This is a genomic window from Aeromicrobium terrae, from assembly GCF_008039565.1.
Lineage (GTDB): Bacteria > Actinomycetota > Actinomycetes > Propionibacteriales > Nocardioidaceae > Aeromicrobium > Aeromicrobium terrae.
In genome coordinates, this window is the sequence record NZ_VDUX01000001.1 from 334,139 (window position 1) to 360,736 (window position 26,598).

The 26,598-nt window shown below is 71.4% G+C and carries 26 protein-coding genes; 25 read left to right on the top strand and 1 reads right to left on the bottom strand.

Going from position 1 to position 26,598, the window contains the following annotated elements:
• Positions 1 to 14 precede the first annotated feature (14 nt).
• The 25 genes from aroC (at position 15) to FHP06_RS01790 (ending at position 25,120) form a co-directional block, all read left to right on the top strand.
• On the top strand, positions 15 to 1,193 hold the full coding sequence (gene aroC, locus FHP06_RS01670; protein ID WP_147683165.1) for a chorismate synthase: 1,179 nt from the start codon (positions 15 to 17) through the stop codon (positions 1,191 to 1,193).
• A complete protein-coding gene (locus tag FHP06_RS01675) occupies positions 1,190 to 1,714 on the top strand; it encodes a shikimate kinase (RefSeq protein ID WP_147683167.1) in 525 nt (174 codons plus the stop codon). The genes aroC and FHP06_RS01675 overlap by 4 nt, the downstream gene beginning before the upstream one ends.
• On the top strand, positions 1,711 to 2,790 hold the full coding sequence (gene aroB, locus FHP06_RS01680) for a 3-dehydroquinate synthase (RefSeq protein ID WP_147683169.1): 1,080 nt from the start codon (positions 1,711 to 1,713) through the stop codon (positions 2,788 to 2,790). The genes FHP06_RS01675 and aroB overlap by 4 nt, the downstream gene beginning before the upstream one ends.
• The gene (locus tag FHP06_RS01685; RefSeq protein ID WP_147683171.1) at positions 2,787 to 3,842 is read left to right on the top strand and encodes a M24 family metallopeptidase; all 1,056 of its coding nucleotides are present in this window, start codon (positions 2,787 to 2,789) and stop codon (positions 3,840 to 3,842) included. The genes aroB and FHP06_RS01685 overlap by 4 nt, the downstream gene beginning before the upstream one ends.
• Positions 3,839 to 4,405, top strand: a complete 567-nt coding sequence (gene efp, locus FHP06_RS01690; protein WP_456236633.1) for an elongation factor P — start codon at positions 3,839 to 3,841, stop codon at positions 4,403 to 4,405. The genes FHP06_RS01685 and efp overlap by 4 nt, the downstream gene beginning before the upstream one ends.
• Positions 4,405 to 4,809 carry a transcription antitermination factor NusB gene (gene nusB, locus FHP06_RS01695; RefSeq protein ID WP_147683174.1) on the top strand — a complete coding sequence of 135 codons (405 nt, stop codon included), beginning with the start codon at positions 4,405 to 4,407 and terminating at the stop codon, positions 4,807 to 4,809. Before efp ends, nusB begins: the two co-directional genes overlap by 1 nt.
• Before the next feature lie 48 nt (positions 4,810 to 4,857).
• Positions 4,858 to 5,508: an ABC transporter permease gene (locus FHP06_RS01700; protein WP_147683176.1), complete on the top strand. Its 651-nt coding sequence runs from the start codon at positions 4,858 to 4,860 to the stop codon at positions 5,506 to 5,508.
• The gene (locus FHP06_RS01705; RefSeq protein ID WP_330999585.1) at positions 5,501 to 6,646 is read left to right on the top strand and encodes an ABC transporter ATP-binding protein; all 1,146 of its coding nucleotides are present in this window, start codon (positions 5,501 to 5,503) and stop codon (positions 6,644 to 6,646) included. Before FHP06_RS01700 ends, FHP06_RS01705 begins: the two co-directional genes overlap by 8 nt.
• A complete protein-coding gene (locus tag FHP06_RS01710; protein ID WP_147683178.1) occupies positions 6,643 to 7,428 on the top strand; it encodes an ABC transporter permease in 786 nt (261 codons plus the stop codon). Before FHP06_RS01705 ends, FHP06_RS01710 begins: the two co-directional genes overlap by 4 nt.
• A gap of 2 nt (positions 7,429 to 7,430) precedes the next feature.
• Positions 7,431 to 8,402: a glycine betaine ABC transporter substrate-binding protein gene (locus FHP06_RS01715; RefSeq protein ID WP_147683180.1), complete on the top strand. Its 972-nt coding sequence runs from the start codon at positions 7,431 to 7,433 to the stop codon at positions 8,400 to 8,402.
• Positions 8,403 to 8,495: 93 nt separating this feature from the next.
• Entirely contained in the window at positions 8,496 to 9,077 is a 582-nt protein-coding gene (gene pyrR / locus FHP06_RS01720; RefSeq protein WP_147683182.1) for a bifunctional pyr operon transcriptional regulator/uracil phosphoribosyltransferase PyrR, read from the top strand.
• On the top strand, positions 9,074 to 10,048 hold the full coding sequence (locus tag FHP06_RS01725) for an aspartate carbamoyltransferase catalytic subunit (protein WP_147683184.1): 975 nt from the start codon (positions 9,074 to 9,076) through the stop codon (positions 10,046 to 10,048). The genes pyrR and FHP06_RS01725 overlap by 4 nt, the downstream gene beginning before the upstream one ends.
• Positions 10,045 to 11,346: a dihydroorotase gene (locus tag FHP06_RS01730; RefSeq protein ID WP_147683186.1), complete on the top strand. Its 1,302-nt coding sequence runs from the start codon at positions 10,045 to 10,047 to the stop codon at positions 11,344 to 11,346. The genes FHP06_RS01725 and FHP06_RS01730 overlap by 4 nt, the downstream gene beginning before the upstream one ends.
• Positions 11,343 to 12,467, top strand: coding sequence for a glutamine-hydrolyzing carbamoyl-phosphate synthase small subunit (carA, locus tag FHP06_RS01735; protein WP_147683188.1), 1,125 nt, complete (start codon positions 11,343 to 11,345; stop codon positions 12,465 to 12,467). The genes FHP06_RS01730 and carA overlap by 4 nt, the downstream gene beginning before the upstream one ends.
• The gene (carB, locus tag FHP06_RS01740) at positions 12,467 to 15,781 is read left to right on the top strand and encodes a carbamoyl-phosphate synthase large subunit (protein WP_147683190.1); all 3,315 of its coding nucleotides are present in this window, start codon (positions 12,467 to 12,469) and stop codon (positions 15,779 to 15,781) included. The genes carA and carB overlap by 1 nt, the downstream gene beginning before the upstream one ends.
• Positions 15,778 to 16,638, top strand: a complete 861-nt coding sequence (pyrF, locus tag FHP06_RS01745; RefSeq protein WP_147683192.1) for an orotidine-5'-phosphate decarboxylase — start codon at positions 15,778 to 15,780, stop codon at positions 16,636 to 16,638. Before carB ends, pyrF begins: the two co-directional genes overlap by 4 nt.
• A complete protein-coding gene (locus tag FHP06_RS01750; RefSeq protein WP_147683194.1) occupies positions 16,635 to 17,066 on the top strand; it encodes a hypothetical protein in 432 nt (143 codons plus the stop codon). Before pyrF ends, FHP06_RS01750 begins: the two co-directional genes overlap by 4 nt.
• 45 nt (positions 17,067 to 17,111) lie before the next feature.
• Positions 17,112 to 17,444, top strand: coding sequence for an integration host factor, actinobacterial type (gene mihF, locus FHP06_RS01755; protein WP_147683195.1), 333 nt, complete (start codon positions 17,112 to 17,114; stop codon positions 17,442 to 17,444).
• Positions 17,437 to 18,060 (top strand): guanylate kinase, encoded by a 624-nt coding sequence (gene gmk / locus FHP06_RS01760; protein WP_147683197.1) that lies wholly within the window; start codon positions 17,437 to 17,439, stop codon positions 18,058 to 18,060. The genes mihF and gmk overlap by 8 nt, the downstream gene beginning before the upstream one ends.
• A gap of 26 nt (positions 18,061 to 18,086) precedes the next feature.
• A complete protein-coding gene (rpoZ, locus tag FHP06_RS01765) occupies positions 18,087 to 18,401 on the top strand; it encodes a DNA-directed RNA polymerase subunit omega (protein ID WP_147683199.1) in 315 nt (104 codons plus the stop codon).
• 1 nt (position 18,402) lies between these two features.
• Positions 18,403 to 19,608, top strand: coding sequence for a bifunctional phosphopantothenoylcysteine decarboxylase/phosphopantothenate--cysteine ligase CoaBC (coaBC, locus tag FHP06_RS01770; RefSeq protein ID WP_222706340.1), 1,206 nt, complete (start codon positions 18,403 to 18,405; stop codon positions 19,606 to 19,608).
• Positions 19,609 to 19,719: 111 nt separating this feature from the next.
• On the top strand, positions 19,720 to 20,907 hold the full coding sequence (metK, locus tag FHP06_RS01775) for a methionine adenosyltransferase (RefSeq protein ID WP_147683203.1): 1,188 nt from the start codon (positions 19,720 to 19,722) through the stop codon (positions 20,905 to 20,907).
• 121 nt (positions 20,908 to 21,028) lie between these two features.
• Positions 21,029 to 22,900 (top strand): primosomal protein N', encoded by a 1,872-nt coding sequence (locus FHP06_RS01780; protein ID WP_230973368.1) that lies wholly within the window; start codon positions 21,029 to 21,031, stop codon positions 22,898 to 22,900.
• Between the two features lie 22 nt (positions 22,901 to 22,922).
• Positions 22,923 to 23,846: a methionyl-tRNA formyltransferase gene (gene fmt / locus FHP06_RS01785; protein WP_147683205.1), complete on the top strand. Its 924-nt coding sequence runs from the start codon at positions 22,923 to 22,925 to the stop codon at positions 23,844 to 23,846.
• Positions 23,843 to 25,120, top strand: a complete 1,278-nt coding sequence (locus FHP06_RS01790; RefSeq protein WP_147683207.1) for an RsmB/NOP family class I SAM-dependent RNA methyltransferase — start codon at positions 23,843 to 23,845, stop codon at positions 25,118 to 25,120. The genes fmt and FHP06_RS01790 overlap by 4 nt, the downstream gene beginning before the upstream one ends.
• Here FHP06_RS01790 and FHP06_RS01795 read toward each other — a convergent pair.
• Entirely contained in the window at positions 25,103 to 26,527 is a 1,425-nt protein-coding gene (locus tag FHP06_RS01795; protein WP_147683209.1) for an MFS transporter, read from the bottom strand. The two genes, FHP06_RS01790 and FHP06_RS01795, sit on opposite strands and share 18 nt — an antisense overlap.
• Between the last annotated feature and the right edge of the window lie 71 nt (positions 26,528 to 26,598).

Below are 26,598 nucleotides of genomic sequence, written 5' to 3' on the forward strand. Positions count from 1 at the left end.
GGAGAATCGTTGCCATGCTCCGTTGGCTGACTGCCGGTGAATCCCACGGCCCCGCACTCGTCGCGGTCCTCGAAGGACTGCCGGCGGGCGTCCAGGTGACCAGCAAGGACATCCAGGACGCGCTGGCCCGCCGCCGGCTCGGCTACGGCCGTGGTGCCCGGATGTCGTTCGAGGCCGACGAGCTCGAGATCGTCGGGGGCATCCGGCACGGCTCCACCCTGGGCAGCCCGGTCGCCCTGCGCATCGGCAACAGCGAGTGGCCGAAGTGGGAGCAGGTCATGGCCGCCGACCCGGTCGACGAGGAGACGCTCGCCGGCCTCAAGCGTGGAGCGCCGCTGACCCGACCGCGCCCCGGGCACGCCGACCTCGCCGGCATGCAGAAGTACGGCTTCGACGAGGCCCGCCCGGTGCTCGAGCGGGCCAGCGCCCGCGAGACCGCCGCCCGCGTGGCCCTCGGCGAGATCGCCGCCCAGTTCATCGAGCAGGCCACCGGAGCCACGATCGTGTCCCACGTCGTCGAGCTCGGCACGGTGCGCGCGCCGGCCGGGGTCATCCCGAGCCGCTCCGACCTGGAGGCGCTCGACGCCGACCCGGTCCGCTGCTTCGACGCGGCCACCAGCGCCGCGATGGTGGCCGAGATCGACGCCGCCCACAAGGACGGCGACACGCTCGGTGGGGTCGTCGAGGTCGTCGTGGAGGGGCTGCCGCCCGGACTCGGCTCGCACACGCACTGGGACCGTCGTCTCGACTCGCGCCTCGCCGCCGCGCTCATGGGCATCCAGGCCATCAAGGGCGTCGAGCTCGGCGACGGCTTCGACCTCGCCCGCACGCGCGGATCGCTCGCGCACGACGAGATGGAGCCCACCGACGAGGGCATCCGCCGGACCTCCGGACGCTCCGGCGGCACCGAGGGCGGCATGACCACGGGAGAGCTGCTGCGGGTCCGCGCCGCCATGAAGCCGATCGCCACCGTGCCGCGGGCCCTGCGCACCGTCGACGTCGAGACCGGCGAGGCCACCACCGCGCACCACCAGCGCTCCGACGTCTGTGCGGTGCCGGCTGCCGGCATCGTCGCCGAGGCGATGGTGGCGCTCGTCGTCGCCGACGCCGTCCTGGAGAAGTTCGGCGGTGACTCGGTCCCGGAGACCCGGCGCAACGTCGAGGGCTACCTCGCGAACCTGAGACACCGGTGAGCACGGCCGGGAACCGGCCCGTCGTGGTCGTCGTGGGCCCGCCGGGTGCCGGCAAGTCGACGGTCGCCGCGGCGCTGGCGGAGCGGCTCGGTGTGCCCTTCCGCGACACCGACGACGACGTCGCCGAGCTGGCGGCCGCGAGCATCGAGGAGATCTTCGTCGACCACGGCGAGGCGCACTTCCGCGCGCTGGAGGAGCAGGCGGTCGAGCGGGCTCTCGCCGAGCACTCCGGCGTCCTGGCCCTGGGCGGCGGAGCCGTGCTGAGCGAAGCCACCCGTCGGCGCCTGGCGGACCACCGCGTCCTCTACCTCGAGGTCGGGCTGGCCGAGGCCTCCCGCCGGGTCGGGCTCAACGCCGCGGGCCGGCCGCTGCTGCTCGGGAACGTCCGGTCCCAGCTGAAGCAGATGCTCGACGCGCGGACCCCGCTCTACCGTGAGGTCGCCGACCTGACCGTGGCCACGGACGGCCTCGACGTCGACGCGGTCACCGACGCCGCCTACGACCTGCTGGAGAAGCCATGACGACGCGTCTCACCGTGGCCACCGGTGCGCCCTACGACGTGGTGATCGGGCACGGCGTCCTGTCGGAGCTGCGTGGCCTGGTGGGGACCGACGCCCGTCGCGTCGCCGTGGTGCACAGCCCCACGTTGCAGGACCGGGCCGAGGCGCTGCGGTCCGAGCTCACGGAGCTCGACGTCCACCTGCTCGAGGTGCCGGACGGCGAGGCCGCCAAGAACGCCGACGTGCTGACCAGCTGCTGGCGCACGCTGGGGGAGGCGGGCTTCACGCGCTCCGACGTCGTCATCGGCCTCGGCGGCGGCGCCACTACCGACCTGGCCGGCTTCGTGGCGGCCAGCTGGCTGCGCGGCGTGCGCTTCGTCAACCTGCCCACCACCGTCCTGGGCATGGTGGACGCCGCGGTGGGCGGCAAGACCGGCATCAACACCGAGGCCGGCAAGAACCTGGTCGGCGCGTTCCACGAGCCGGCCGGCGTGCTGTGCGAGCTCGACGTCCTCGCCACGCTGCCGCCCGAGGAGGTGCGCAGTGGACTCGCCGAGGTGGCGAAGTGCGGCTTCATCGCCGACCCCACGATCCTCGAGCTGATCGAGGCGGCCCCCGAGGCCGTCGCCGACACCGCGTCCCCGCTCGTCGCCGAGCTGATCACGAAGGGGATCGCCGTGAAGGCGGCCGTGGTGGCGGGAGACCTGAAGGAGACCGGGCCCGGCGGTTCCGTGGGACGTGAGGCGCTGAACTACGGACACACACTCGGCCACGCGCTGGAGCGGGTGAACAGCTTCGGGATCCGGCACGGTGAGGCGATCTCCGTCGGCATGGTCTTCGTCGCCGAGCTGGCGCACCGCAGCGGACGCATCGACGCCGATCTCCTGGAGCGCCATCGTTCGGTCCTGCGGAGCCTCGGCCTGCCCACCACGGACGAGACACCGTTCGACACGCTGCTCGAGGCCATGCGGCTCGACAAGAAGACGCGCGGCACCCAGCTGCGCTTCGTCGTGCTCGACGACCTCGCCCGCCCGGCCGTCCTCGCCGGTCCCGACGACGACCTGCTGCGTGAGGCTCACGCGGCTCTGCGCCCGTGACCGTCGAGCGGCGCGCCCGGGCCGTCGAGGCGATCCAGGCACTGGGCGCGGACGGCCTGCTCGTGACCACGCTGGTCAACGTCCGGTACCTGACCGGGTTCACCGGCTCCAACGGAGCGCTGCTCGTGCCCGCCGACGGACCCGCCGTGTTCCTGACCGACGGCCGGTACAAGGACCAGGCGGCGGCCGAGCTGCCCGACGTGGAGCACGTCATCACCCGCGACCTCGTCGGCGAGGCCTCCGGACGCATGCCGGGCCGCTGGGCCGTCGAGACGCACACGCTGAGCGTCGACGACCACGCCCGTCTGACCGACCTCGACACCGTCTCAGCGGACCGGCTCGTCGAGGGTCTCCGCGAGGTGAAGGACGAGATCGAGGTCGCGGCGCTGCGTCGCGCGTGCGCCATCTCCGTCGAGGCTCTGCAGGGGCTGCTGACCGGCCCGTTGGTGGGCCGCACCGAGCGCGAGGTGGCCCGCGACCTCGAGAACCGCATGATCGACCTCGGCGCCGAGGCGATCGCCTTCGACACGATCCTGGCGTCCGGCCCGAACAGCGCCATCCCGCACCACAGCCCCACCGACCGCGTGCTCGCCGCCGGCGACCTCGTGAAGGCCGACTTCGGAGCACGGGTCGACGGCTATCACGCCGACTGCACCCGCACCGTCGTGCTCGGCACACCGGACGACTGGCAGCGCGAGGCGCACGCCGTCGTGCAGGCGTCGCAGGCGGCCGGGGTCCAGGCACTCGTCGAGGGGGCTGCCCTCGCCGACGTGGACGCCCTCGCCCGGGAGGTCCTGGACGACGCGGGCTGGCTCGAGCACTTCACCACCGGCCTCGGCCACGGCGTCGGGCTCGAGATCCACGAGGACCCGTTCATCGGCCGCAGCCACGCCGGTAGACTGGCGCGCTGCACCACCCTGACGATGGAGCCGGGCGTCTACGTCCCGGGTCGCGGGGGCGTGCGCATCGAGGACACCGTCGCGGTGACCGGCTCGGGCGCACCGCCCGAGGTGCTCACCACCATGACTACCGACCTGTTGGAGATCGCCTGATGGCCACCACGAACGACCTGAAGAACGGCATGGTTCTGAACCTCGAGGGACAGCTCTGGTCCATCGTGGAGTTCCAGCACGTGAAGCCCGGCAAGGGCCCGGCCTTCGTGCGCACCAAGATGAAGAACATCGAGTCCGGCAAGGTCGTCGACAAGACGTTCAACGCCGGCACCAAGGTCGAGACCGCCACGGTCGACCGCCGCGACATGCAGTACCTGTACAACGACGGCACCAGCTATGTCTTCATGGACGTCCAGACCTACGACCAGCTCGAGGTTCCGCGCGAGGCGATGGGCTCGGCCGTGGACTTCCTGCTGGAGAACCAGAACGCCGTCGTCGCCACCAACGAGGGCCGCGTGCTGTACGTCGAGCTCCCGGCCTCGGTCGAGCTCCTCATCGAGCACACCGACCCGGGCCTGCAGGGCGACCGCTCCAGCGGCGGCACCAAGCCCGCGCGCCTGGAGACGGGCCGCGAGATCCAGGTCCCGCTGTTCCTCACCACCGGCGAGAAGGTCAAGGTCGACACCCGCGACGGCAACTACCTCGGCCGCGTCTCCTCGTAATGGGAGCGCGCACCCGCTACCGGAAGCGCGCACTCGACATCCTCTTCGAGTCCGAGCTGCAGGGCCTGCCACCGGGCGGTTCGCTGGCCGAGCGTCGTGAGACCAACGAGCCGCCGATCAACGAGTACACCGTCGGCCTGGTCGAGGGCGTCGCCGCTCACCTCGAGCAGATCGACGCCGCCCTGGCCGAGCACTCCACCGGCTGGTCGCTGGACCGGATGCCCGGGGTCGACCGCAACCTGCTGCGCATCGCCACGTACGAGATCTGGTTCGCCGACGACGTCCCCGACGCGGTCGCCGTGAGCGAGGCCGTCGAGCTGGCCCGTGAGCTGTCCACGGACGAGTCGCCCGGATTCGTCAGCGGCCTGCTCAGCGCCGTCGTCCGAGCCAAGGCAGCGAGCTAGCCCGCTCCCGATTCGCGGTCGCCGCTCGACTCGCCTACGGTCGAAGCGATGACTGGCTTCGTCGAGTTCGTGCAAGACCGATGGAGTGTTCTCTCGTTCCTCGCCTACCAGCACGCGAGTCTCGTGGTGCAGACGCTCCTGATCGCCACGGCCATCGCGGTCGTGCTCGGAGTGCTCGTCTACCGTTCGCCGGTGGGCGTCAGCGCGGCGCAGACCTTCTCCGCGGTCGGCCTGACGTTCCCGTCGTACGCGATGCTCGGCCTGCTGGTGGGCATCGTCAGCATCGGCGTGCTCCCGTCGGTCATCACGCTCGTGTTCTTCGGCGTGCTGCCGATCCTGCGCAACGTCGTGGTCGGCCTCACCGGTGTCGACCAGACGCTCGTCGAGTCCGCGCGCGGGATGGGGATGACGCGCCTCGGCACGCTGCTGCGCCTCGAGCTGCCGCTCGCGTGGCCGGTGATCATGACCGGCGTCCGGGTGTCCGGCCAGATGCTGATGGGCATCGCGGCCATCGCGGCCTACGCCCTCGGGCCGGGTCTGGGCGGCTACATCTTCTCCGGCATCTCCCGCACCGGTGGAGCCAACGCCACCAACTCGATCGTCGCGGGCACCGTCGGGATCCTGCTCCTCGCGGTGCTGCTCGACCTCGCCCTGAACCTCGTCACCCGCCTCACCACCCCCAGGGGGATTCGTGTCTGACAGCGAGCACGGCCAGAGCATCCGGCTGGAGAACGTCACCAAGCGGTACCCGGGACAGCGCACGCCCGCCGTCGACGACGTGACGATGGAGATCCCGGCCGGGGAGATCGTGATGCTCGTCGGCCCGTCCGGGTGCGGCAAGACCACCACGATGAAGATGATCAACCGCCTGATCGAGCCCACCAGCGGCCGGATCTTCATCGGCGACGACGACGTCACGAAGGCGAACGCCGACGACCTGCGCCGCCACATCGGCTACGTGATCCAGGGCGCCGGGCTGTTCCCGCACATGAGCGTTGGCGACAACATCGCGCTGGTGCCGCGACTGCTGAAGTGGGACAAGAAGAAGGTCGACGCCCGCATCGACGAGCTGCTGGAGCTGGTGAACCTCGACCCCGGCCAGTACCGCGACCGGTACCCGAAGGAGCTGTCCGGCGGCCAGCAGCAGCGCGTGGGCGTGGCCCGGGCGCTCGCCGCCGACCCGCCGGTGCTCCTCATGGACGAGCCGTTCGGCGCGGTGGACCCGATCACCCGCCAGCGTCTGCAGGACGAGCTGCTGCGCCTGCAGGAGGAGCTGCGCAAGACGATCGTGTTCGTCACGCACGACTTCGACGAGGCGATGAAGCTCGGCGACCGCATCGCGATCCTCCAGGTCGGCTCGCAGATCGTGCAGTACGACACCCCCGAGGCGATCCTCGCCGACCCGGCCGACGAGTTCGTCGAGGACTTCGTCGGCAGCGGCACCGCGCTCAAGCAGCTCAGCCTGACACGCGTGCGCGACGTGGAGCTGCACGACGCCGCCGTCGCGCGGGTCGGGGCCGACGCCCGCGAGGCCGTCTCCGCGGCCCGCGACCTGGGTCGCGAGTGGATCATCGTGCTCGACGACCAGGACCGCCCGCTGCGCTGGGTCCCGGTCCGCGACGTGGAGCGGAACGGCACGCTGAGCTCCGTCACCCGCGACGACGACCTCGAGGCCGTCACCCTCTCGTCCACGCTGAACGACGCGCTCGACGAGATGCTCACCTCGTCGCACGGGGTCGTCGTAGTCACCGGGCGCCGCAACGCCTATCAGGGCGTCGTCCGGGTCGAGACGATCATGGACGCGATGCAGCAGCTCCAGGGGGCGAGCTCGCCGTGAGCACCGCCACCGCCGTCGATCCGGGTACCCAGGTCACCGGCGCGACCGTCGCGACGGAGCGCCCCGGGCTCGCCCGGTGGATCGTCCAGCCGCTGGTCTGCGTGGCGGTGGTCGTGGGCGCCCTCGTCTACGTGAACCGGGCCAGCGTGTCCGACAGCGAGCGGCGATCCCTGAGCGTCGACAACCTGACCACGCTCCTCGGCCAGCACATGTTCATCAGCGTCGCCGCCACCGTGCTGACGTGCGTCATCGCGATCCCGCTCGGCGTCCTGCTGACCCGCGGCGCGATGCGCCGGTTCTCCAAGCCCGTGATCACCGTCGCCGGGTTCGGCCAGGCCGCCCCCGCGATCGGCCTGATCGCCCTCGGCGCCGTGGTGTTCGACGTCGGGCGGACCGGGGCCATCGCGGCGCTGACCGTCTACGGCGTGCTGCCGATCGTCGCCAACACCGTCACCGGGCTCGACGGGGTCGACTCGCGGCTCGTCGAGGCGGCCCGCGGCATGGGGATGTCCGCCGTGTCCACGCTCCTGCGGGTCGAGCTGCCGCTCGCGCTGAAGGTCATCGTCGCGGGGGTCCGGACCGCGCTCGTGCTGATCGTGGGCACCGCGTCGCTGGCGACGTTCACCGGGGCGGGCGGCCTGGGCAACCTGATCACCACCGGCATCACCCTGCAGCAGAACGTGGTGCTGGTCGTCGGCGCCATCCTCGTCGCCGCGCTCGCCCTGTTCATCGACTGGCTCGCCCGGCTCGTGGAGCTGGTGGCGGCCCCGAAGGGACTGTGAGGATGCTCCGCTCGACTCGTGACCGACTCGCCGCCGCCGTCAGTGGCCTGGCGTGCCTGGCCGCGGCCGGGTGCGGGCTGCAGTCCGCGTCGGGCACCGTGCTGGACGCCGACCCCGCCGCCGTGAAGCACTACGACTCGCTCGAGGGCGTGAAGGTCACGGTCGCGGCCAAGAACTTCACCGAGCAGCTCATCCTCGGCAACATGGTCTCGATCGTGCTGAACACCGCCGGCGCGGACGTCACCAACAACACCAACACCCCGGGGAGCTTCGGCGTCCGGCAGTCGCTGCTCAACGGCGACGCCAACATTTCGCCGGAGTACACGGGCACCGGCTGGATCAACTACCTCGGTCACGAGAAGCCGGTGAAGGGCGCGACGGAGCAGTGGAAGGCCGTCGACTCCGAGGACCGGAAGAAGAACGGCCTCACCTGGCTCGAGCCGGCACCGATGAACAACACCTACGCGTTCGCGATCCGCGAGAAGGCCGGCAAGCGGCTGAAGGTCACGAGGCTGTCGGACCTGAAGAGTCTGCCCAAGAAGGAGCTCACGTTCTGCGTCGAGAGCGAGTTCGCGAAGCGCAACGACGGGTTCGTGCCGATGCTCAAGACGTACGGCCTCACCCAGAAGGACCTCGGCAAGGTCACGACGCTCGACACCGGCGTCGTCTACACGGCCACCGCCAAGGGCACGTGCAACTTCGGCGAGGTGTTCACCACCGACGGCCGCATCCCCGGCCTGGGGCTCACCGTGCTCGAGGACGACCGGCGCTTCTTCCCGCTGTACAACCTCACCGAGGTCATCGACAGCAGGCTCCTCAGGGCGCATCCGGAGCTGAAGGAGATCTTCGCCGAGCTGAACCCCAAGCTCACCAACACGGTGATGCTGAAGCTCAACGCCAAGGTCGACGCCGACGGGGAGGACCCGGCGATCGTCGCCCTCGACTGGCTCAAGGCCGAGGGCTTGGTCCAGTAGCCGCAGAACACGTCGGGGCTCGCTGATAGGCTGACGTCACGACAACCCGACATCCTTTAACGGCCGTCCCGTGAGGCGGAGAAGGAGGTCAGAATGGTCGCGCCGTCCGGTGCTGCCCGACCTGATCCGGTCCCAGCCGACGCCCGCACCGTTCTCGACGAGAACGACATCGCCCGGGCGCTCACGCGCATCACGCACGAGATCCTCGAGCGCAACCGCGGCTCCGCCGACGTGCTGCTGCTCGGCATCCCGACCCGCGGCGTCCACCTCGCGCACCGCGTCGCCCGCCGCATGAGCGAGGTCGAGGGCCGCGAGATCACTGCCGGCTCGCTCGACGTCACGATGTACCGCGACGACCTGCGGCTCAAGCCCGCGCGATCGCTGGAGCACACCGAGATCCCGGATGACATCGACGACCGCGTCGTCGTGCTCGTCGACGACGTCCTGTACTCCGGCCGCACGATCCGCGCCGCCCTCGACGCCCTGAACGAGCTCGGCCGGCCCCGCCTGGTCCAGCTGGCGGTCCTCGTGGACCGGGGGCACCGCGAGCTGCCGATCCGCGCCGACTTCGTCGGCAAGAACCTGCCGACGTCCCTGGCCGAGAAGGTCAAGGTCACGCTCGTCGAGACCGACGACGTCGACGCCGTCACGATCGTCGGAGGTGCGCCGGCATGACGTTCACCCACCTGCTGAGTGCGGCCGACCTGAGTCGCGAGGACGCCGTCCGGATCCTCGACACGGCCGAGGAGCTCCTCTCGGTCGCGAGCCGGCCGATCAAGAAGCTGCCCACCCTGCGCGGGCGCACCGTGGTCAACCTGTTCTTCGAGGACTCGACCCGCACGCGCATCTCGTTCGAGGCCGCGGCCAAGCGGCTCTCCGCCGACGTCATCAACTTCTCGGCCAAGGGATCGAGCGTGTCCAAGGGGGAGAGCCTCAAGGACACCGCGCTCACCCTGCAGGCCATGGGCGCCGACGCGGTCGTCGTGCGGCACCACCACTCCGGCGCGCCGCACCGCCTGGCCCACGCCCAGTGGACGCAGGGCGCCGTGGTCAACGCCGGCGACGGCACGCACGAGCACCCCACGCAGGCGCTGCTCGACGCGTTCACGATGCGCCGCCACCTCGTCGGCGGGGGTGCCGGGCCGTTGGGCGGCAAAGGGCAGAGCCTGGAGGGCAAGAACATCACCATCGTGGGTGACGTGCTGCACAGCCGGGTCGCCCGGTCGAACGCGCTGCTGCTGGACACCCTCGGCGCGCACGTCACGCTCGTCGCGCCGCCCACGCTGCTGCCGGTCGGCGTCGACCACTGGCCGGTGCAGACGTCGTACGACCTCGACGCCGCGATGGAGAAGTCCGACGCCGTGATGATGCTGCGCGTGCAGCGCGAGCGGATGAACGCCGCGTTCTTCCCGAGCGCCCGCGAGTACAGCCGCCGCTACGGCCTCGACGTCGCCCGGATGAACCGGCTGCCCGACCACGCCATCGTCATGCACCCCGGCCCGATGAACCGCGGCATGGAGATCAACGCCGACGTCGCCGACTCGGACCGCTCGGTCATCGTCGAGCAGGTCACCAACGGCGTCGCCGTCCGCATGGCCGTCCTGTACCTGCTGCTCGGCGGAGCGGCCGAGGAGGAGAACGAATGAGCACCACCGTCATCCGCAACGCCCGCCTGCTCGACGAGGACGTCGTGGACCTGCTGATCGAGGACGGGGCGTTCACCGCGGTCGGCACCGGCCTGGACGCGCCCGCGGACGCACACGAGGTGGATGCCACCGACCTGGTCGCGCTGCCCGGACTCGTCGACCTGCACACGCACGTGCGCGAGCCCGGCCGCGAGGACGCGGAGACCGTGCTCACCGGCTCCCGGGCGGCCGCGCGAGGCGGCTTCACCTGCGTCCACGCCATGGCCAACACCGACCCGGTCGCCGACACCGCCGGCGTCGTCGAGCAGGTCTGGCGGCTCGGGCTCGAGGGCGGCTTCTGCGACGTCCAGCCCGTCGGCGCCGTCACGGTCGGCCTCGGGGGAGAGCGGCTCGCCGAGCTCGGCGCGATGGCCGACTCCGCCGCCGGCGTCCGGGTCTTCTCCGACGACGGCAAGTGCGTCTCCGACGCCGTGCTGATGCGCCGCGCCTTGGAGTACGTCAAGGCGTTCGACGGCGTCATCGCCCAGCACGCCCAGGAGCCGCGGCTCACCGAGGGCGCCCAGATGAACGAGGGCCCGCTGTCCGGCGAGCTCGGACTCACCGGGTGGCCGGCGGTCGCCGAGGAGGCGATCGTCGCCCGCGACGTCCTGCTCGCCGAGCACGTCGGGTCGCGGCTGCACGTCTGCCACGTGTCCACGCGCGGCTCGGTCGAGATCATCCGCTGGGCCAAGAGCCGCGGCATCAACGTCACGGCCGAGGTCACCCCGCACCATCTGCTCCTCAGCGACGAGGTGGTCCGCAGCTACGACCCCATCTACAAGGTCAACCCGCCGCTGCGCTCCGCCGACGACGTCCAGGCCGTGCGCGAGGCGCTGGCCGACGGCACCATCGACGTCGTGGCCACCGATCACGCCCCGCACCCCATGGAGGACAAGGAGTGCGAGTGGTCGGCCGCCGCGTTCGGCATGCTCGGCCTGGAGACGGCCCTGTCGGTGGTCCAGCAGACGATGGTCGACCCCGGCCTGTTGACCTGGGCCGACGTCGCCGGACGGATGTCCTACCGTCCGGCCGAGATCGGCCGCGTGGCCGGGCACGGCCGCCCGATCGCCGTCGGGGAGCCGGCCAACCTCGCGCTGGTCGACCCGTCGGCGGAGCGCGTCGTCGAGGCCACCGACACGGCCTCCCTCTCGCGCAACACGCCCTACGCCGGCCTGACCGTCCCCGGTCGGGTCGTCGCCACCTTCCTCCGGGGCCGGGCCACCGTCCTCGACGGCGAGCTGCAGGAGGTCTACGCATGAGTGACGCGGTCCTCGTCCTGGAGGACGGGCGGACGTTCCACGGCCAGGCCTACGGCGCGCGCGGCACCACGGTCGCCGAGGTGGTGTTCGCCACCGGCATGACCGGCTACCAGGAGACGCTCACCGACCCGTCCTACCGCGGCCAGATCGTCGTGATGACGGCCCCGCACATCGGCAACACCGGCGCCAACACCACCGACTTCGAGTCCGGGCGCGTGTGGGTCGACGGCTACGTGGTGCGCGACCCGGCACGCGTGCCGAGCAGCTGGCGCTCGCAGCGGTCCCTCGACGACCTGCTCGTCGAGCAGAACGTGGTCGGCATCAGCGGCATCGACACCCGCGCGCTCACCCGGCACCTGCGCGAGCGCGGGTCCATGCGCGGCGTCGTCAGCTCGGAGACCTCCGACGTCGCGTCGCTGCTCGGTCAGGTGCGGTCGGCCCCGACGATGGCCGGCTCCAACTTCCTCGACGACGTCACCACTCCCGAGCCGTACGTCGTGCACGCACGCGGCGAGAAGCGGTTCACCGTCGCCGCCGTCGACCTCGGCATCAAGGGGATGACGCCCCGGCGGATGGCCGAGCGCGGCATCGAGGTGCACGTCCTCCCGGCGTCGTCGACGATCGACGACATCGAGCGCCTCGGCGCCGACGGCGTGTTCATGTCGAACGGACCGGGCGACCCCAGCACCGCCGACCACGCGGTGGAGCTGCTGCAGGAGGTCCTGCGCCGGAGGCTGCCGTACTTCGGCATCTGCCTGGGCAACCAGATCTTCGGCCGGGCCCTGGGCCGTGGCACGTACAAGCTCACGTACGGCCACCGCGGCATCAACCAGCCGGTGCAGGACCGCACCACCGGCAAGGTCGAGGTCACCGCGCACAACCACGGCTTCGCGGTCGACGCTCCGCTGGACGGCTCGTTCTCCACGCCGTTCGGCTCGGCCCACGTCACGCACGTCTGCCTGAACGACGACGTCGTCGAGGGCATCGCCCTGCTCGACGCGCCGGGCTTCAGCGTGCAGTACCACCCGGAGGCTGCGGCCGGACCGCACGACGCCGCCTATCTCTTCGACCGATTCGCCGATCTCATGGCTTCGACCAGCTCAACCACCGGGAGGGCCTGATGCCACGTCGCGAGGACATCGAGTCGGTCCTGGTCATCGGGTCGGGCCCGATCGTCATCGGCCAGGCCTGCGAGTTCGACTACTCCGGCACGCAGGCCTGCCGCGTGCTGCGTGAGGAGGGCCTGCGCGTCATCCTGGTGAACTCCAACCCGGCCACGATCATGACCGACCCGGAGTTCGCCGACGCCACGTACGTCGAGCCGATCACGCCGGCGTTCGTCGAGAAGGTCATCGCCAAGGAGAAGCCGGACGCGCTGCTCGCCACGCTCGGCGGTCAGACGGCCCTCAACACGGCCATCGCGCTGGACGAGCAGGGCGTGCTCGAGAAGCACGGCGTCGAGCTCATCGGTGCGTCCATCGACGCGATCCAGAAGGGCGAGAACCGCGAGTCGTTCAAGCGGATCGTCGAGGGACTCCCCGTCGCCTGGGGCGCCGAGGTCGCGCGGTCGGCCATCTGCCACTCGATGGACGACTGCCTCGCCGCGGTCGAGGACCTCGGGTACCCGGTCGTGGTGCGCCCGTCGTTCACGATGGGCGGCAGCGGCTCCGGGCTCGCGTACGACGAGGAGGACCTGTACCGCATCGCCGGGTCCGGCCTCGCGCTCAGCCCCACCACCGAGGTGCTCCTGGAGGAGTCGATCCTCGGCTGGAAGGAGTACGAGCTCGAGGTCATGCGTGACACCGCCGACAACGTGGTAATCGTCTGCTCGATCGAGAACCTGGACCCGATGGGCGTGCACACCGGCGACTCCATCACCGTGGCCCCGGCCATGACGCTCACCGACGTGGAGTACCAGCGGCTGCGCGACATCGCGATCGGCGTCATCCGCGAGGTCGGCGTCGACACCGGCGGCTGCAACATCCAGTTCGCGGTGAACCCCGAGGACGGCCGCATCGTCGTCATCGAGATGAACCCGCGCGTCTCGCGGTCGTCGGCGCTGGCCTCGAAGGCCACCGGGTTCCCGATCGCCAAGATCGCCGCCAAGGTCGCCATCGGCTACACGCTCGACGAGATCCCCAACGACATCACGCAAGAGACGCCGGCGTCGTTCGAGCCCACGCTCGACTACGTCGTGGTCAAGGTGCCGCGGTTCGCGTTCGAGAAGTTCCCGGCCGCCGACGCCACGCTCACCACCCACATGAAGTCGGTGGGCGAGGCGATGGCCATCGGCCGCAACTTCACCGAGGCGCTGCAGAAGGCGCTGCGGTCGCTGGAGCGGCCCGACGCGGTCTTCGACTGGAGCCACCAGTGGGTCGACCTCGACAAGGCGGCGCTCCTCGAGGAGATCAAGGTCCCGCACGACGGCCGTCTCAAGAAGGTGATGGACGCGATCCGCGCCGGTGCCACGCACCAGGAGATCTTCGCGGCCACCGGCATCGACCCGTGGTTCGTCGACCAGCTGGCGCTGATCAACGAGATCGCGGTCGAGCTGATCGAGGTCGGCGAGCTCACGCCGAGCCTGCTGCTGAAGGCCAAGCGGCACGGCTTCTCCGACGCCCAGCTGGGCCGCATCCGCGGCATCCGCGAGGACGTCGTGCGCGGGGTGCGCCACGCCCTCGGCGTCCGGCCGGTCTACAAGACCGTCGACACCTGCGCCGCCGAGTTCGCCGCCAAGACGCCGTACCACTACTCCTCGTACGACGAGGAGACGGAGGTGGAGCCGCGCGACAAGCCCGCCGTGCTGATCCTGGGCAGCGGCCCCAACCGCATCGGCCAGGGCATCGAGTTCGACTACTCGTGCGTGCACGCAGCTCTCGCGCTCTCGGAGGTCGGCTACGAGACCGTCATGGTCAACTGCAACCCCGAGACCGTGTCCACCGACTACGACACGTCGGACCGCCTGTACTTCGAGCCGCTGACGCTGGAGGACGTGCTCGAGATCGTCCACGCCGAGCAGCAGGCCGGTCCGGTCGTCGGCGTCGTCGTGCAGCTGGGCGGTCAGACCCCGCTCGGTCTCGCCGCCGGGCTCAAGGCTGCTGGCGTCCCGATCGTGGGCACGCAGCCGGAGGCCATCGACCTCGCGGAGGAGCGCGGCGCGTTCGGCCAGGTCCTGTCCGCGGCGAACCTGCCTGCCCCCAAGCACGGGATGGCGTCCACGTTCGAGGCGGCCCGGGAGATCGCCGAGGAGATCGGCTACCCGGTGCTCGTGCGTCCGTCGTACGTGCTGGGCGGCCGCGGCATGGAGATCGTCTACGACGAGGACACCCTGCGCGAGTACATCGACCGGGCCACGCAGATCTCGCCCGAGCACCCGGTGCTGGTCGACCGGTTCCTCGACGACGCGGTCGAGATCGACGTCGACGCGCTCTACGACGGCACGGAGCTGTTCCTGGGCGGCGTGATGGAGCACATCGAGGAGGCCGGCGTGCACTCCGGCGACTCGGCCTGCGTCCTGCCGCCGATCACCCTCGGCGGCGAGGACATCGAGAAGATCCGGCAGTCCACGCTGGCCATCGCCGAAGGCGTCGGCGTGCGCGGCCTGATCAACATCCAGTACGCGCTCGCCTCCGACACGCTGTTCGTGCTCGAGGCCAACCCGCGGGCTTCGCGCACGGTGCCGTTCGTCTCCAAGGCCACGGCCACGCCGCTGGCCAAGGCCGCCGCCCGGGTGATGCTGGGGGAGTCGATCGCCGACCTCCGCAAGGCCGGCGTGCTGCCCGAGCAGGGCGACGGCGGCCTCCTGCCGGATGCGGCCCCGATGGCCGTCAAGGAGGCGGTCATGCCGTTCAACCGGTTCCGCACCTACGAGGGCCGCTACGTCGACACCGTCCTCGGGCCGGAGATGCGCTCCACCGGCGAGGTGATGGGCATCGACGACGGCTTCGGCACGGCGTACGCCAAGAGCCAGGCCGGCGCCCAGAACGGCCTGCCGCTGTCCGGCAAGGTCTTCGTCTCGGTCGCCAACCGCGACAAGCGGCACATGGTGTTCCCGGTGAAGCGGCTCGCCGACCTGGGCTTCGAGATCCTTGCCACCAGCGGCACCGCGTCGGTGCTGCGTCGCAACGGTGTCGAGGCCACGGTCATCCGCAAGCTCCACGAGGAGCCGGAAGGCACGCGGAGCACCATCGTCGAGAAGATCCACGACCAGGACGTGCAGCTCATCATCAACACGCCGCACGGCACCACGTCGGGCGGCAGCCCGCGCGTCGACGGCTACGAGATCCGCACGGCCGCGGTGGCCGAGGGCATCCCGTGCATCACGACGGTCCAGGGCCTCGCGGCAGCGGTGCAGGGCATCGAGGCGCTGATCGAGGAGCGGGTCGACGTGAAGTCGCTGCAGGACTGGGCCCGTGACCTCGAGGATGTGCGATGAAGTCAGGATTCGGCGCTCGAGCCCGCGCGGCGATGGACGCCTACGGGCCGCTGTGCGTGGGCATCGACCCGCACGCGGCGCTGATCGAGGAGTGGGGGCTCCCCGACTCGGTCGAGGGCCTCGAGCGGTTCGCGGCGACGTGCGTCGAGGCGTTCGCCGGGCACGTGGCGTTCGTGAAGCCGCAGTCGGCCTTCTTCGAGCGGTTCGGCGCCGGGGGAGTGGCCGTGCTGGAGCGCACGATCCAGGACCTCCGGCACACCGGCACGCTGGTGCTCCTCGACGTGAAGCGCGGCGACATCGGCAGCACCGCGGCCGCCTACGCCGAGGCCTACCTCGACGAGGACAGCCCGATGTGCGCGGACGCCGTCACGGTTAGCCCGTACCTCGGCTTCGGCTCGCTGGAGCCGTTCTTCGAGACCGCCGAGCGGAACGACACCGGCGTCTTCGTCCTGGCGTTGACCTCCAACCCGGAGGGGCCGCAGGTTCAGCGAGCACGGCAGGGCGACACCGAGGGGACCGTCGCCGGTTCGGTGCTGGCGCAGCTCAAGGCGCTGAACGGCGACCGCACGCCGATGGGGCCGTTCGGTGCGGTCATCGGCGCGACGCTCGAGACACTCGACGAGGACGTCGCGTTCAACGGGCCGATCCTCGCGCCCGGGCTCGGCGCCCAGGGCGGCACGGCCGACGACGTCGCCCGGCTGTTCGGGCCGGTCGCCGACCGAGTCCTCCCGTCCACCTCACGGGGGGTCCTGAAGGCCGGGCCCGACCCGGCCGCACTCCGCGATTCTGCTGCTCAGGTCAATGCGGAACTTGTACGCTCGCTGGAGATGTACCGGACGTCCAGGAGCCCTGCATGATGCGTGCCGTCGCGTTGATGGTCACCGCTGTGCTGGCGCTCGTCACCCTCTCGGCCTGCGGGAGCGACGACCCGTACTGCGGCGAGGTCAAGGAGCACGAGTCCACGCTCAACACGTTCGGCCAGAAGCGGACCACGACGGCCTACACCGGCTACGCCCGCACGTTCCGAGCCGTCGCCAAGGTCGCGCCCGCGTCGGTGAAGCCCGACTGGACCGCGATCGCCAAGGTCACCGAAGGCGTCCTGGCTGCCCAGGACGAGGTCGGGGTCAAGCTCGAGCAGATGACCGACACCGCTCGGGTCAAGAAGCTCAGCACTGCCCAGCTCAAGAAGCTCAACAACGCGTATGAGGCGTTCAACAAGACGGCCGACCAACGGCGGGCCGTCGTGAAGAATGTCCAGCAGGAATGCGACATCAAGCTCACGTGACCCCCTCGCGTGCGCTCGCACTCCGAACAACAGAGAGGTGAAGTTGTGGCACTCCCCATCTTGACGCCCGAGCAGCGTCAGGCAGCACTCGAGAAGGCCGCGCAAGCACGTCAGCTGCGAGCCGAGGTGAAGAACCGACTCAAGAACTCCGGCGCCACCCTCGCGGAGGTCATCCAGGAGTCCAAGGCCAACGAGATCATCGCGAAGCTCAAGGTCAAGGACCTCCTGCAGTCCATGCCCGGCGTGGGCAAGGTCCGCGCCCAGGAGATCATGCAGCGCATCGGGATCGCCGACAGCCGGCGGCTCCGGGGCCTGGGGGCCAACCAGATCGCGGCCCTCCTGAAGGAGTTCGGCGGCCGAGACGGAAACCGTGGCTGACGGGTCACCCCCGATCGGCAGCCCCTCCGTCCCAGCCACCCGTCTCGTCGTCCTTGCCGGCCCCACGGCGGTCGGCAAGGGCACGGTCGCGGCGTGTGTGCGCCGCGATCACCCGGACATCTGGATCTCGGTGTCCGTCACCACCCGTCGGCCCCGACCAGGCGAGGTCGACGGGGTGCACTACCACTTCGTCTCCGACGCGGAATTCGACCGGCTCATCGCCGAGGACGGACTCCTCGAGTGGGCCGTCGTGCACGGCGCGTCGCGCTACGGAACGCCGCGTGCCCCCGTCGAGGAGCACCTCGCCGCCGGAGTGCCCTCGCTCCTGGAGATCGACCTCCAGGGCGCCCGCCAGGTCCGCGAGCGCATGCCCGAGGCCCTGATGTGCTTCCTCGCCCCGCCGGACATGGCCGAGCTGGAGCGCCGGCTCGTCGGGCGCGGCACCGAGGACGCGGAGGAGCGGGCCCGGCGCCTGCGCACCGCCGTCGACGAGCTCGCCGCGGAGTCCGAGTTCGACGTCACCATCGTCAACACCGACGTCGCCGAAGCGTGTTCGCAGTTGGTAGACTTGATCCGTTCCGGCACCAGCCGCGACACCACCCCCAATCTTTCGTAAGGCCTGAAAACGGCCGGGAGGCACCTGTGACCACCACGCGCTCCGTCGCCGAGGGCATCACCAACCCGCCCATCGACGACCTGCTCGAGAAGTCGGACTCCAAGTACAAGCTCGTCCTGTACAGCGCCAAGCGGGCCCGGCAGATCAACGCGTACTACTCGCAGCTGGGCGAGGGCCTGCTCGAGTACGTCGGCCCCCTGCTGGAGACGCACGTGCAGGAGAAGCCGCTGTCGATCGCGCTGCGCGAGATCAACGGCGACCTGCTGACCGTCGAGGACATCGACGGCACGGAGGAGGCCACGGCCTCCGCCGACGACGCGTCCGAGGACACCGGAGCCTGACCTGAGCGAGATCGTCCTCGGCGTCTCAGGCGGCATTGCGTCCTACAAGGCCGCGTCACTGCTGCGCCTGCTCACCGAGTCCGGTCACTCCGTCACGGTCGTCCCCACCGAGGCCGCGCTGAAGTTCGTCGGCGCCCCCACGTGGGAGGCGCTGTCGGGCCGTCCGGTGCACACCGACGTCTTCGAGGACGTCCACGAGGTGCCGCACGTCCGGCTCGGCCAGCACGCCGACCTCGTCGTCGTCGCGCCCTCCACCGCCAACCTGCTGGCCAAGGCAGCGCACGGCCTGGCCGACGACCTGCTCACCAACACGCTGCTCACCGCGCGCTGTCCGGTGCTGTTCGCCCCGGCCATGCACACCGAGATGTGGCTGAACGCGGCCACGCAGCACAACGTCGAGCTGCTGCGCTCGCGCGGGTTCTCCGTGCTGGAGCCCGCCAGCGGCCGGCTCACCGGCGCCGACACCGGGCCCGGACGTCTTCCCGAGCCCGAGCAGATCTACACGGCGTGCGTGAACCTCCTCGACGAGCGCCCGCGCGACCTCCAGGGCAAGCACGTCGTGGTCTCCGCCGGCGGCACGCGCGAGTACCTCGACCCCGTCCGGTTCCTGGGCAATCGCTCGTCCGGGCTCCAGGGCTATGCCCTCGCCGAGGCCGCCATCGCGCGTGGTGCCACGGTCACGGTGGTGTCGGCCAACGTCGCGCTCCCGGATCCTGCCGGCGCGGAGATCGTCCGCGTGGTGAGCACCGAGGACATGCGCCGCGAGGTGCTCTCCGCCGCTGCCGATGCCGACGCGGTGGTCATGGCCGCCGCCCCGGCCGACTTCCGGCCCGCGGAGCGCGTCGACGCCAAGATCAAGAAGACCCCGGACGGCACCACGCCCGACATCCAGCTGGTCGAGAACCCCGACATCCTGGCCGAGCTCGTCCGCACGCGGCCCGAGAAGAAGCCGATGATCGTCGGGTTCGCCGCCGAGACCGGCGACGACCGCGGCTCCGTCCTCGACCACGCCCGCGCCAAGCTCGAGCGCAAGGGCTGCGACCTGCTCGTCGTCAACGACGTCAGCGGCGAGCGGGTGTTCGGCCAGGCCGACAGCGAGGTCGTGATCCTCGGCGCGGACGGCACCGAGGCACCCGTGCCGCACGGCCCGAAGCTGTCCGTCGCCCACGCCGTCTGGGACGCGGTCGTGGACCGACTCGGCCAATGACCGCTTTTCGGACTCCTCCGCCAGCATGCGGACAGAGCGTCTAGACTGCCTGCAGTTACCGCTGCTCGACGGACAGGTCCGTCGGCGCCGAATCATCCTCCAGGAGCTTGAGTGAGCCGTTTCTTCACGTCCGAGTCCGTGACCGAGGGTCACCCGGACAAGATCGCCGACCAGATCAGCGACAGCATCCTCGACGCCCTGCTCGCGCAGGACCCGAAGAGCCGCGTCGCGTGCGAGACCTTCGTGACGACCGGCCTCGCGCTCGTCGGTGGCGAGATCACCACGCAGGCCCAGATCGACTACAACGCGATCATCCGTGAGCGCATCCTCGAGATCGGCTACGACGCCTCCGAGAAGGGCTACGACGGCAAGACCGCGTCGGTCCAGATCGCCCTCGACCCGCAGTCGCCCGACATCGCCCAGGGCGTCGACAACTCCGAGGACACGCGCCGCTACGCCTCCGACGACGAGCTCGACCGTCAGGGCGCGGGCGACCAGGGCCTCATGTTCGGCTACGCGTGCGACGAGACCCCCGAGCTGATGCCGCTGCCGATCACCATCGCGCACCGCCTCGCCGAGCAGCTCACCGCGGTCCGCAAGGACGGCACGCTGCCGTACCTGCGCCCGGACGGCAAGACCCAGGTCACCATCGAGTACGACGACGACCTCAAGCCGGTGCGCGTCGAGGCGATCGTCATCTCCACCCAGCACGAGGACGGCCTCGACCTCGAGGGCCAGCTCGAGCCGGACCTGCAGAAGCACGTCATCGACTCGGTGCTGAGCCAGTACGACATCGACTCGTCGGACTACAAGCTGCACATCAACCCCACCGGCAAGTTCGTGATCGGCGGCCCGCAGGGCGACGCCGGCCTCACCGGCCGCAAGATCATCGTCGACACCTACGGCGGCTACGCCCGTCACGGTGGTGGCGCGTTCTCCGGCAAGGACCCGAGCAAGGTCGACCGCTCCGCCGCCTACGCGATGCGCTGGGTCGCCAAGAACATCGTTGCGGCCGGCCTGGCCACGAAGGCCGAGGCCCAGGTCGCCTACGCCATCGGCGTGGCGAAGCCGGTCGGCTTCTACGTCGACACCTACGGCACGGAGACCGTCCCGGTCGAGAAGATCACCGAGGCCGTCCTCGAGGTCTTCGACCTGCGTCCGGGCGCCATCGTCCGCGACCTCGACCTGCTGCGTCCCATCTACGTACAGACCGCCGCGTACGGCCACTTCGGCCGTGCGGGCCTGCCGTGGGAGTCCACGGACCGCGCCGAGGCGCTGAAGGCCGCCGCCGGCGCCTGACCCGCTCTCGGTGATCGAGTGCCTGCGAGCGCCAGCGACGTCGTTGGGGGCACCTCCCGCGGGCCTGCCCGTGGGGGAATCGAGATCACCATGGTCGGCAGCGGCTGGTAGGAACGGGGGCGTGATCGCACGCGTCCTCGTCGACACGCCGCTGCCGCACCTGGACCGGCCGTTCGACTACCTCGTCCCCGACGAGCTGCGCGACGACGTGCACGAAGGCTGCCGCGTCAAGGTGCGGTTCGCCGGGCGCATGGTCGACGGGTTCGTCGCCGAGCTCGTCGAGGAGTCCGAGCACGACGGCAGGCTGGCGCCGATCGCCAAGGCAGTCTCGCCGGAGCCGGTGCTCTCGCCTGCGGTGATCACGCTGGCCCGCGCGGTCGCGGATCGGTGGGCCGGCACGCTCAGTGACGTCCTGCGCCTCGCGGTGCCGCCGCGCCAGGCCCGCGTCGAGGCGCAGCCCTCCGGGCCGGTCGACGGCGACCTGCCCCAGGTCACCGACGACGGCTGGCAGCTCTGGCCGCAGGGTCCGGCGTTCGTCGCCGCGCTGGCGGCGGGGGAGCGGCCCCGGGCCTGCTGGTCCGCGCTCCCGAACCGCGACCCGGCGCGGGCGATGGCCGAAGCCTGCCTCGCCACGCTCCACGCCGGCCGCGGCAGCATCGTGTGCGTCCCCGGCGTGCGCGACGTCGCGCGGTGGGACGCCGTCTTCACCGAGGTGCTGGGGAAGGGCCGCCACGTGGTCCTCACCGGCGGCGAGAAGCCGGCCGAGCGCTACCGGTCGTTCCTGGCGGTCGCTCGCGGGGCGGTCCAGGTCGTCCTGGGCACGCGAGCCGCCGCGTACGCGCCCGTGAAGGATCTCGGGCTCGTGGCGCTGTTCGACGACGGCGACGACCTGTTCGCCGAGCCCCGGGCGCCCTACCCGCACGCCCGCGAAGTGCTGCTGACCCGCGCCGTCCAGGAGTCCACGGCCGTCCTGGTCGGCGGTTTCGCGCGGACGCCGGAGGCCCAGTCGCTGGTCGACTCCGGCTGGTGCGCCGAGATCGTCGCCGAGGCCACCACCCGGCGACGCGCGTGGCCGCGCCTCGACGTCACCGACGGCTCGGTCGACGGAGGAGCACCGGCCCGCCTGCCGCACGAGGTGTTCAAGGCCATCCGGGCCGCCGAGGGACCGGTGCTCGTGCAGGTGCCACGGCGCGGGTACCGGTCGTCCCTGGCCTGCCAGGCCTGCCGCGAACCGGCCCGCTGCGCCACGTGCTCCGGCCCGCTCGGACAGGCCGGACCGTCCGCGCCGCTGGCCTGCCGCTGGTGTGGCACGGTCGCAGCCGACTGGGCGTGCCCCGCGTGCGGCGGCACCACGGTGCGCGCCACCAGCATCGGCCACCGCCGCACGGCGGAGGAGTACGCCCGCGCCTTCCCGGACCGTGAGGTCGTCACGTCCGGCGGCGACACCGTGCTCGACACCGTCGGCCACGAGGCCCTCGTCGTGCTTGCGACGCCTGGCGCGGAACCGGTCGCCGCAGGCGGCTACGAGCTCGTGGTGCTGATGGACACCTGGCTGATGCTCGGCCGCGACGACGTCCGCGTGGTCGAGGAGTCGCACCGCCGCTGGTTCAACGCCCTCGCCCTGGCTCGCGAGACGGCCACCGCCATCGCCGTCGGCGACCCGGCCGTGCTCCAGGCGCTCGTCCGTGCCGATCCGACCGGGCTGGCGGCGCAGGAGCTGGCCGACCGTGCGGCCACCCACCTGCCGCCGATCGGCCGGCTCGCCACCGTCGACGGCGACGCGGAGACCCTCGCGGCGCTCGGCGCTCGCTCCTGGACCCCGAACACCGAGGTCCTCGGCCCCGTCCCGCACGAGGAGGGGGAGCGGCTCGTGCTCCGCGCCCCTCGGCGCGAGGGTGCCGAGCTGGCCCGGTCGCTGCAACAGGTCCAGGCCGAGCGGTCAGCCGCGAAGCTCACTCCGGTGCGCGTCCGGATCGACCCGCTCGGCTTCTGACCGGATCCCTACACTCGACCGGGTGAGAGTCGTCTTCGCCGGAACGCCCGAGACCGCCCTTCCGACGCTCGACGCTCTCGTCGCGAGCCGGCACGAGGTGGCCGCGGTGCTCACCCGGCCCGACGCGCCGGCCGGCCGCGGCCGCACGCTCCAGCCCTCCCCGGTCGCGCAGCGAGCGGCCGAGCTCGGCATCGAGGTCCTCAGGCCGGAGAAGCCCTCCGACCCGGCGTTCATGGCTCGCCTGCGCGAGATCGGCCCGGCGTGCTGCCCGATCGTCGCCTACGGCGCGCTCATCCGCCGCGAGGCGCTCGACATCCCCGAGCTCGGCTGGGTCAACCTGCACTTCTCGGTCCTGCCCGCCTGGCGCGGCGCCGCTCCGGTGCAGCGCTCGATCATGGCCGGCGACGAGATCACCGGCGCCACCGTCTTCAGCCTCGTCGAGGAGCTCGACGCCGGACCGGTGCTCGGCACCATCACCGAGCGGATCCGCGACGAGGACACCGCGGGCACGCTGCTCGACCGCCTGGCCGGCCTCGGCGCCGGCCTGCTCGTCGACGCGCTCGACCACATCGAGGACGGCGACATCGGCGCCCACCAGCAGCCGGAGGACGGCGTCTCGTACGCCGCCAAGCTCACCACCGAGGACGCGCGGGTCGACTGGACCCGGCCGGCGTTCGCCGTCGACCGTCAGGTCCGCGGCTGCACCCCCGCACCGGGCGCGTGGACCGTCGTGGGCGACCAGCGGCTCAAGCTCGGCCCCGTGACGATCACGCCCGAGGACACCCTCCGTCCCGGAGTGATCCAGGTCGGCAAGCGGGAGGTCCGGGTCGGCACCGCCACCACCGACGTCGTGCTGGGCGAGGTCCAGCCGGTCGGGAAGAAGGCGATGGCCGCCGCCGACTGGGGCCGCGGTGCCGGTGTCCCGGACGGCACGGTTCTGGCGTGAGCGACCCGGTCCGGGGCACCGCCTTCGACGTGCTGCGCGCCGTCGACGAGCGGGACGCCTACGTCAACCTGCTCCTCCCGACGCTGCTGCGCGAGCGCGGCATCACCGGCCGGGACGCCGGACTGGCCACCGAGCTGACCCACGGCACGCTGCGCCGCCGTGGCACCTACGACGCGATCCTGGGCCATCTCTCTCGCCAGGGCATCGAGGGCATCGACCCGCCGGTGCTCGACGCGCTGCGGCTCGGGACCCACCAGCTGCTCGGCATGCGCGTCCCGGCCCACGCCGCGGTCTCGACCACGGTCGACCTCGTCCGCCGCACGTCCGGCCACAAACCGGTCGGCTTCGCCAACGCCCTGCTCCGTCGGGTGGGGGAGAAGGACCTCGACACCTGGGTCACCGAGCTCACCGCCGGGCTGGGCGAGGACCAGGCGCTGTCCATCAGTGCGTCGCACCCGGTGTGGATCGTCCAGGCACTTCGCGACGCGCTTGGACCGGACGGCGATCTCCGAGGCCTGCTCGACGCGGACAACCTGCCGCCCAAGGTCACGCTCGTCGCCCGACCGGGCCTGTCCGATCCGTCCGAGCTGCCCGGCGAACCTGGTCGTTGGTCGCCGTACGCGCGGATCCTCGAAGGTGGTGACCCCGGCGAGATCGCTGCCGTCCGTGACGGCCGCGCCGGCGTGCAGGACGAGGGGTCACAGCTCGTCGCCATCACGCTCGCGGAGGCGACGGTCGACGGCCAGGACGACCGATGGCTCGACCTGTGCGCCGGACCCGGCGGAAAGGCGGCTCTGCTGGCTGCCCTGGCCACCCGGCGCGGCGCGCACCTGGTGGCCAACGAGGTGCAGCGGCACCGGGCCGAGCTGGTCGAGCAGGCGCTCCGACAGCTGCCGGACGTCGAGGTCACCGTGCACGACGGCCGGCACGGCCCGTGGGAGCCGGAGTCGTTCGACCGGGTGCTCGTCGACGCGCCGTGCACCGGTCTCGGGGCGCTGCGGCGACGCCCGGAGTCCCGCTGGCGCCGCCGCCCCGAGGACCTCGCGACGCTCGTCCCGCTCCAGCGCGATCTGTTGGACCGAGCGCTGGACCTGACGCGGCCCGGGGGAGTCGTCGCCTACGCCACGTGCTCGCCCCACCGCGCGGAGACGGTCGAGGTCGTCGACGCCGTCGTGTCCGCTCGCCCGGACGTGACCGTGGAGGCCGACCACCAGTGGTGGCCGCACCTCCACGGCACGGACGCGATGTTCTGCGCCCTACTCCGTCGCGGCTGAGACCAGCGCCGGCGTGCGGCCGGGCCGCAGCTGCCGGGCGGCCATCGTGCCCGCGACGAGGACGGCCAGCAGCCCGAAGATCGACGCGGTGTCGAGCGCCTCGCGCACGCCCGGGATGAACTCGCCGGGCACGGCGTACGAGGCGTAGACCGACACGATGACGGCGAGTCCCAGGGCGCCGCCGATCTGCTGCGTCGTCTGGAGCATGCCGGCCGCGGTCCCGGTGTGACGGTCGTCGACCTTGGACAGCACCACCACGGTGATCGGCATGAACGCGAGCCCCGCGCCGATGCCGTTGATCAGCAGCGGCGTGGCGACGTCGCCCCAGTACGTGCTGGTCGTGGTGAGCTCCCGCAGCCAGGCAACGCTGATGAGTCCCAGCGTCGAGCCGGCGGTGATGAGCGGCCACGGGCCGAAGCGCGCCACCAGGCGCGGGGTCACCCGCGAGACCGCGAAGATCGCCAGGCTCAGCGGCAGGAACGCCAGCCCCGACGTGAAGGCGCCGAGGCCGAGCGTGCGCTGCATGAATTGCACCATGAGGAAGAACAGCGCCATCTGCACGCCGATGAACAGCATCATCGTGGTGAGAGCCGCGACGCGTGAGCGGGCCTGGAGCAGCGACGGCAGCAGCAGCGGCTGACGCGCCCGGCGCTCCACGGCGGCGAACGAGCTCAGCAGGGCGGCGGCGACGACGAACGCGCTGATCGTGACCGGCGACGTCCAGCCGTGGTCCGCGACGCTGATGAACCCGTACACCAGGGCGACCGAGCCGGCCGTCGCGGTGATGGCGCCGAGCACGTCGAAGTGTCCGGGCTGACGGTTCGTCTCGGGAACGAAGCGACGGACGAGCAGGACGGCCATGAGGCCGATCGGCACGTTGATGATCAGGGCCCAGCGCCACGAGGCGTACCCGGTGAGGGCGCCGCCGAGGATCAGGCCGATGGAGGCGCCGGCGGACGACACCGCGCTGAACAGCGCGAGCCCGCGGTTGCGGGCCGCCTCGGTGGGCGCGCCGGCGACGATGAGCGCCAGCACGCTCGGAGCCGCGATGGCGGCGCCGACGCCTTGCAGGGCGCGGGAGGCGACGAGCATGGCGGGGTCCTGGGCCAGGCCGCCGAGCAGGGACGCCACCGAGAAGACGGTGACACCGATCTCGAACGACCGCAGGCGCCCGATGACGTCGCCGAGACGGCCGCCGAACAGCAGCAGGCCGCCGAAGGCGAGGGCGTAGGCGTTGAGGACCCACGAGAGATTCGCCGCGCTGAACCCGAGGTCGGTCTTGAGCAGGGGGAGCGCGACGTTCACGACGGTCATGTCGAGGATGAGCATGAGCTGCGCCGTGAGCACCAGCGCAAGGCCGACGGTGGCCCGCCGTTGCGCCGGTGGAGCGGAGGTGATGGTGGTCATGAAGACGGCTTTCTGTCGTACGAGTCGAAGTGACGTACACTGGAACGGAGGATGACTCCGGTTACTTGACC

Excerpts from the sequence above, each read along its gene's own strand:
- aroC (WP_147683165.1), top strand. The coding sequence starts at position 15 with ATGCTCCGTTGGCTGACTGCCGGTGAATCCCACGGCCCCGCACTCGTC.
- aroB (WP_147683169.1), top strand. The coding sequence starts at position 1,711 with ATGACGACGCGTCTCACCGTGGCCACCGGTGCGCCCTACGACGTGGTG.
- nusB (WP_147683174.1), top strand. The coding sequence starts at position 4,405 with ATGGGAGCGCGCACCCGCTACCGGAAGCGCGCACTCGACATCCTCTTC.
- FHP06_RS01700 (WP_147683176.1), top strand. The coding sequence starts at position 4,858 with ATGACTGGCTTCGTCGAGTTCGTGCAAGACCGATGGAGTGTTCTCTCG.
- FHP06_RS01715 (WP_147683180.1), top strand. The coding sequence starts at position 7,431 with ATGCTCCGCTCGACTCGTGACCGACTCGCCGCCGCCGTCAGTGGCCTG.
- pyrR (WP_147683182.1), top strand. The coding sequence starts at position 8,496 with ATGGTCGCGCCGTCCGGTGCTGCCCGACCTGATCCGGTCCCAGCCGAC.
- FHP06_RS01725 (WP_147683184.1), top strand. The coding sequence starts at position 9,074 with ATGACGTTCACCCACCTGCTGAGTGCGGCCGACCTGAGTCGCGAGGAC.
- FHP06_RS01730 (WP_147683186.1), top strand. The coding sequence starts at position 10,045 with ATGAGCACCACCGTCATCCGCAACGCCCGCCTGCTCGACGAGGACGTC.
- carA (WP_147683188.1), top strand. The coding sequence starts at position 11,343 with ATGAGTGACGCGGTCCTCGTCCTGGAGGACGGGCGGACGTTCCACGGC.
- carB (WP_147683190.1), top strand. The coding sequence starts at position 12,467 with ATGCCACGTCGCGAGGACATCGAGTCGGTCCTGGTCATCGGGTCGGGC.
- pyrF (WP_147683192.1), top strand. The coding sequence starts at position 15,778 with ATGAAGTCAGGATTCGGCGCTCGAGCCCGCGCGGCGATGGACGCCTAC.
- FHP06_RS01750 (WP_147683194.1), top strand. The coding sequence starts at position 16,635 with ATGATGCGTGCCGTCGCGTTGATGGTCACCGCTGTGCTGGCGCTCGTC.
- FHP06_RS01795 (WP_147683209.1), bottom strand. The coding sequence starts at position 26,527 with ATGACCACCATCACCTCCGCTCCACCGGCGCAACGGCGGGCCACCGTC.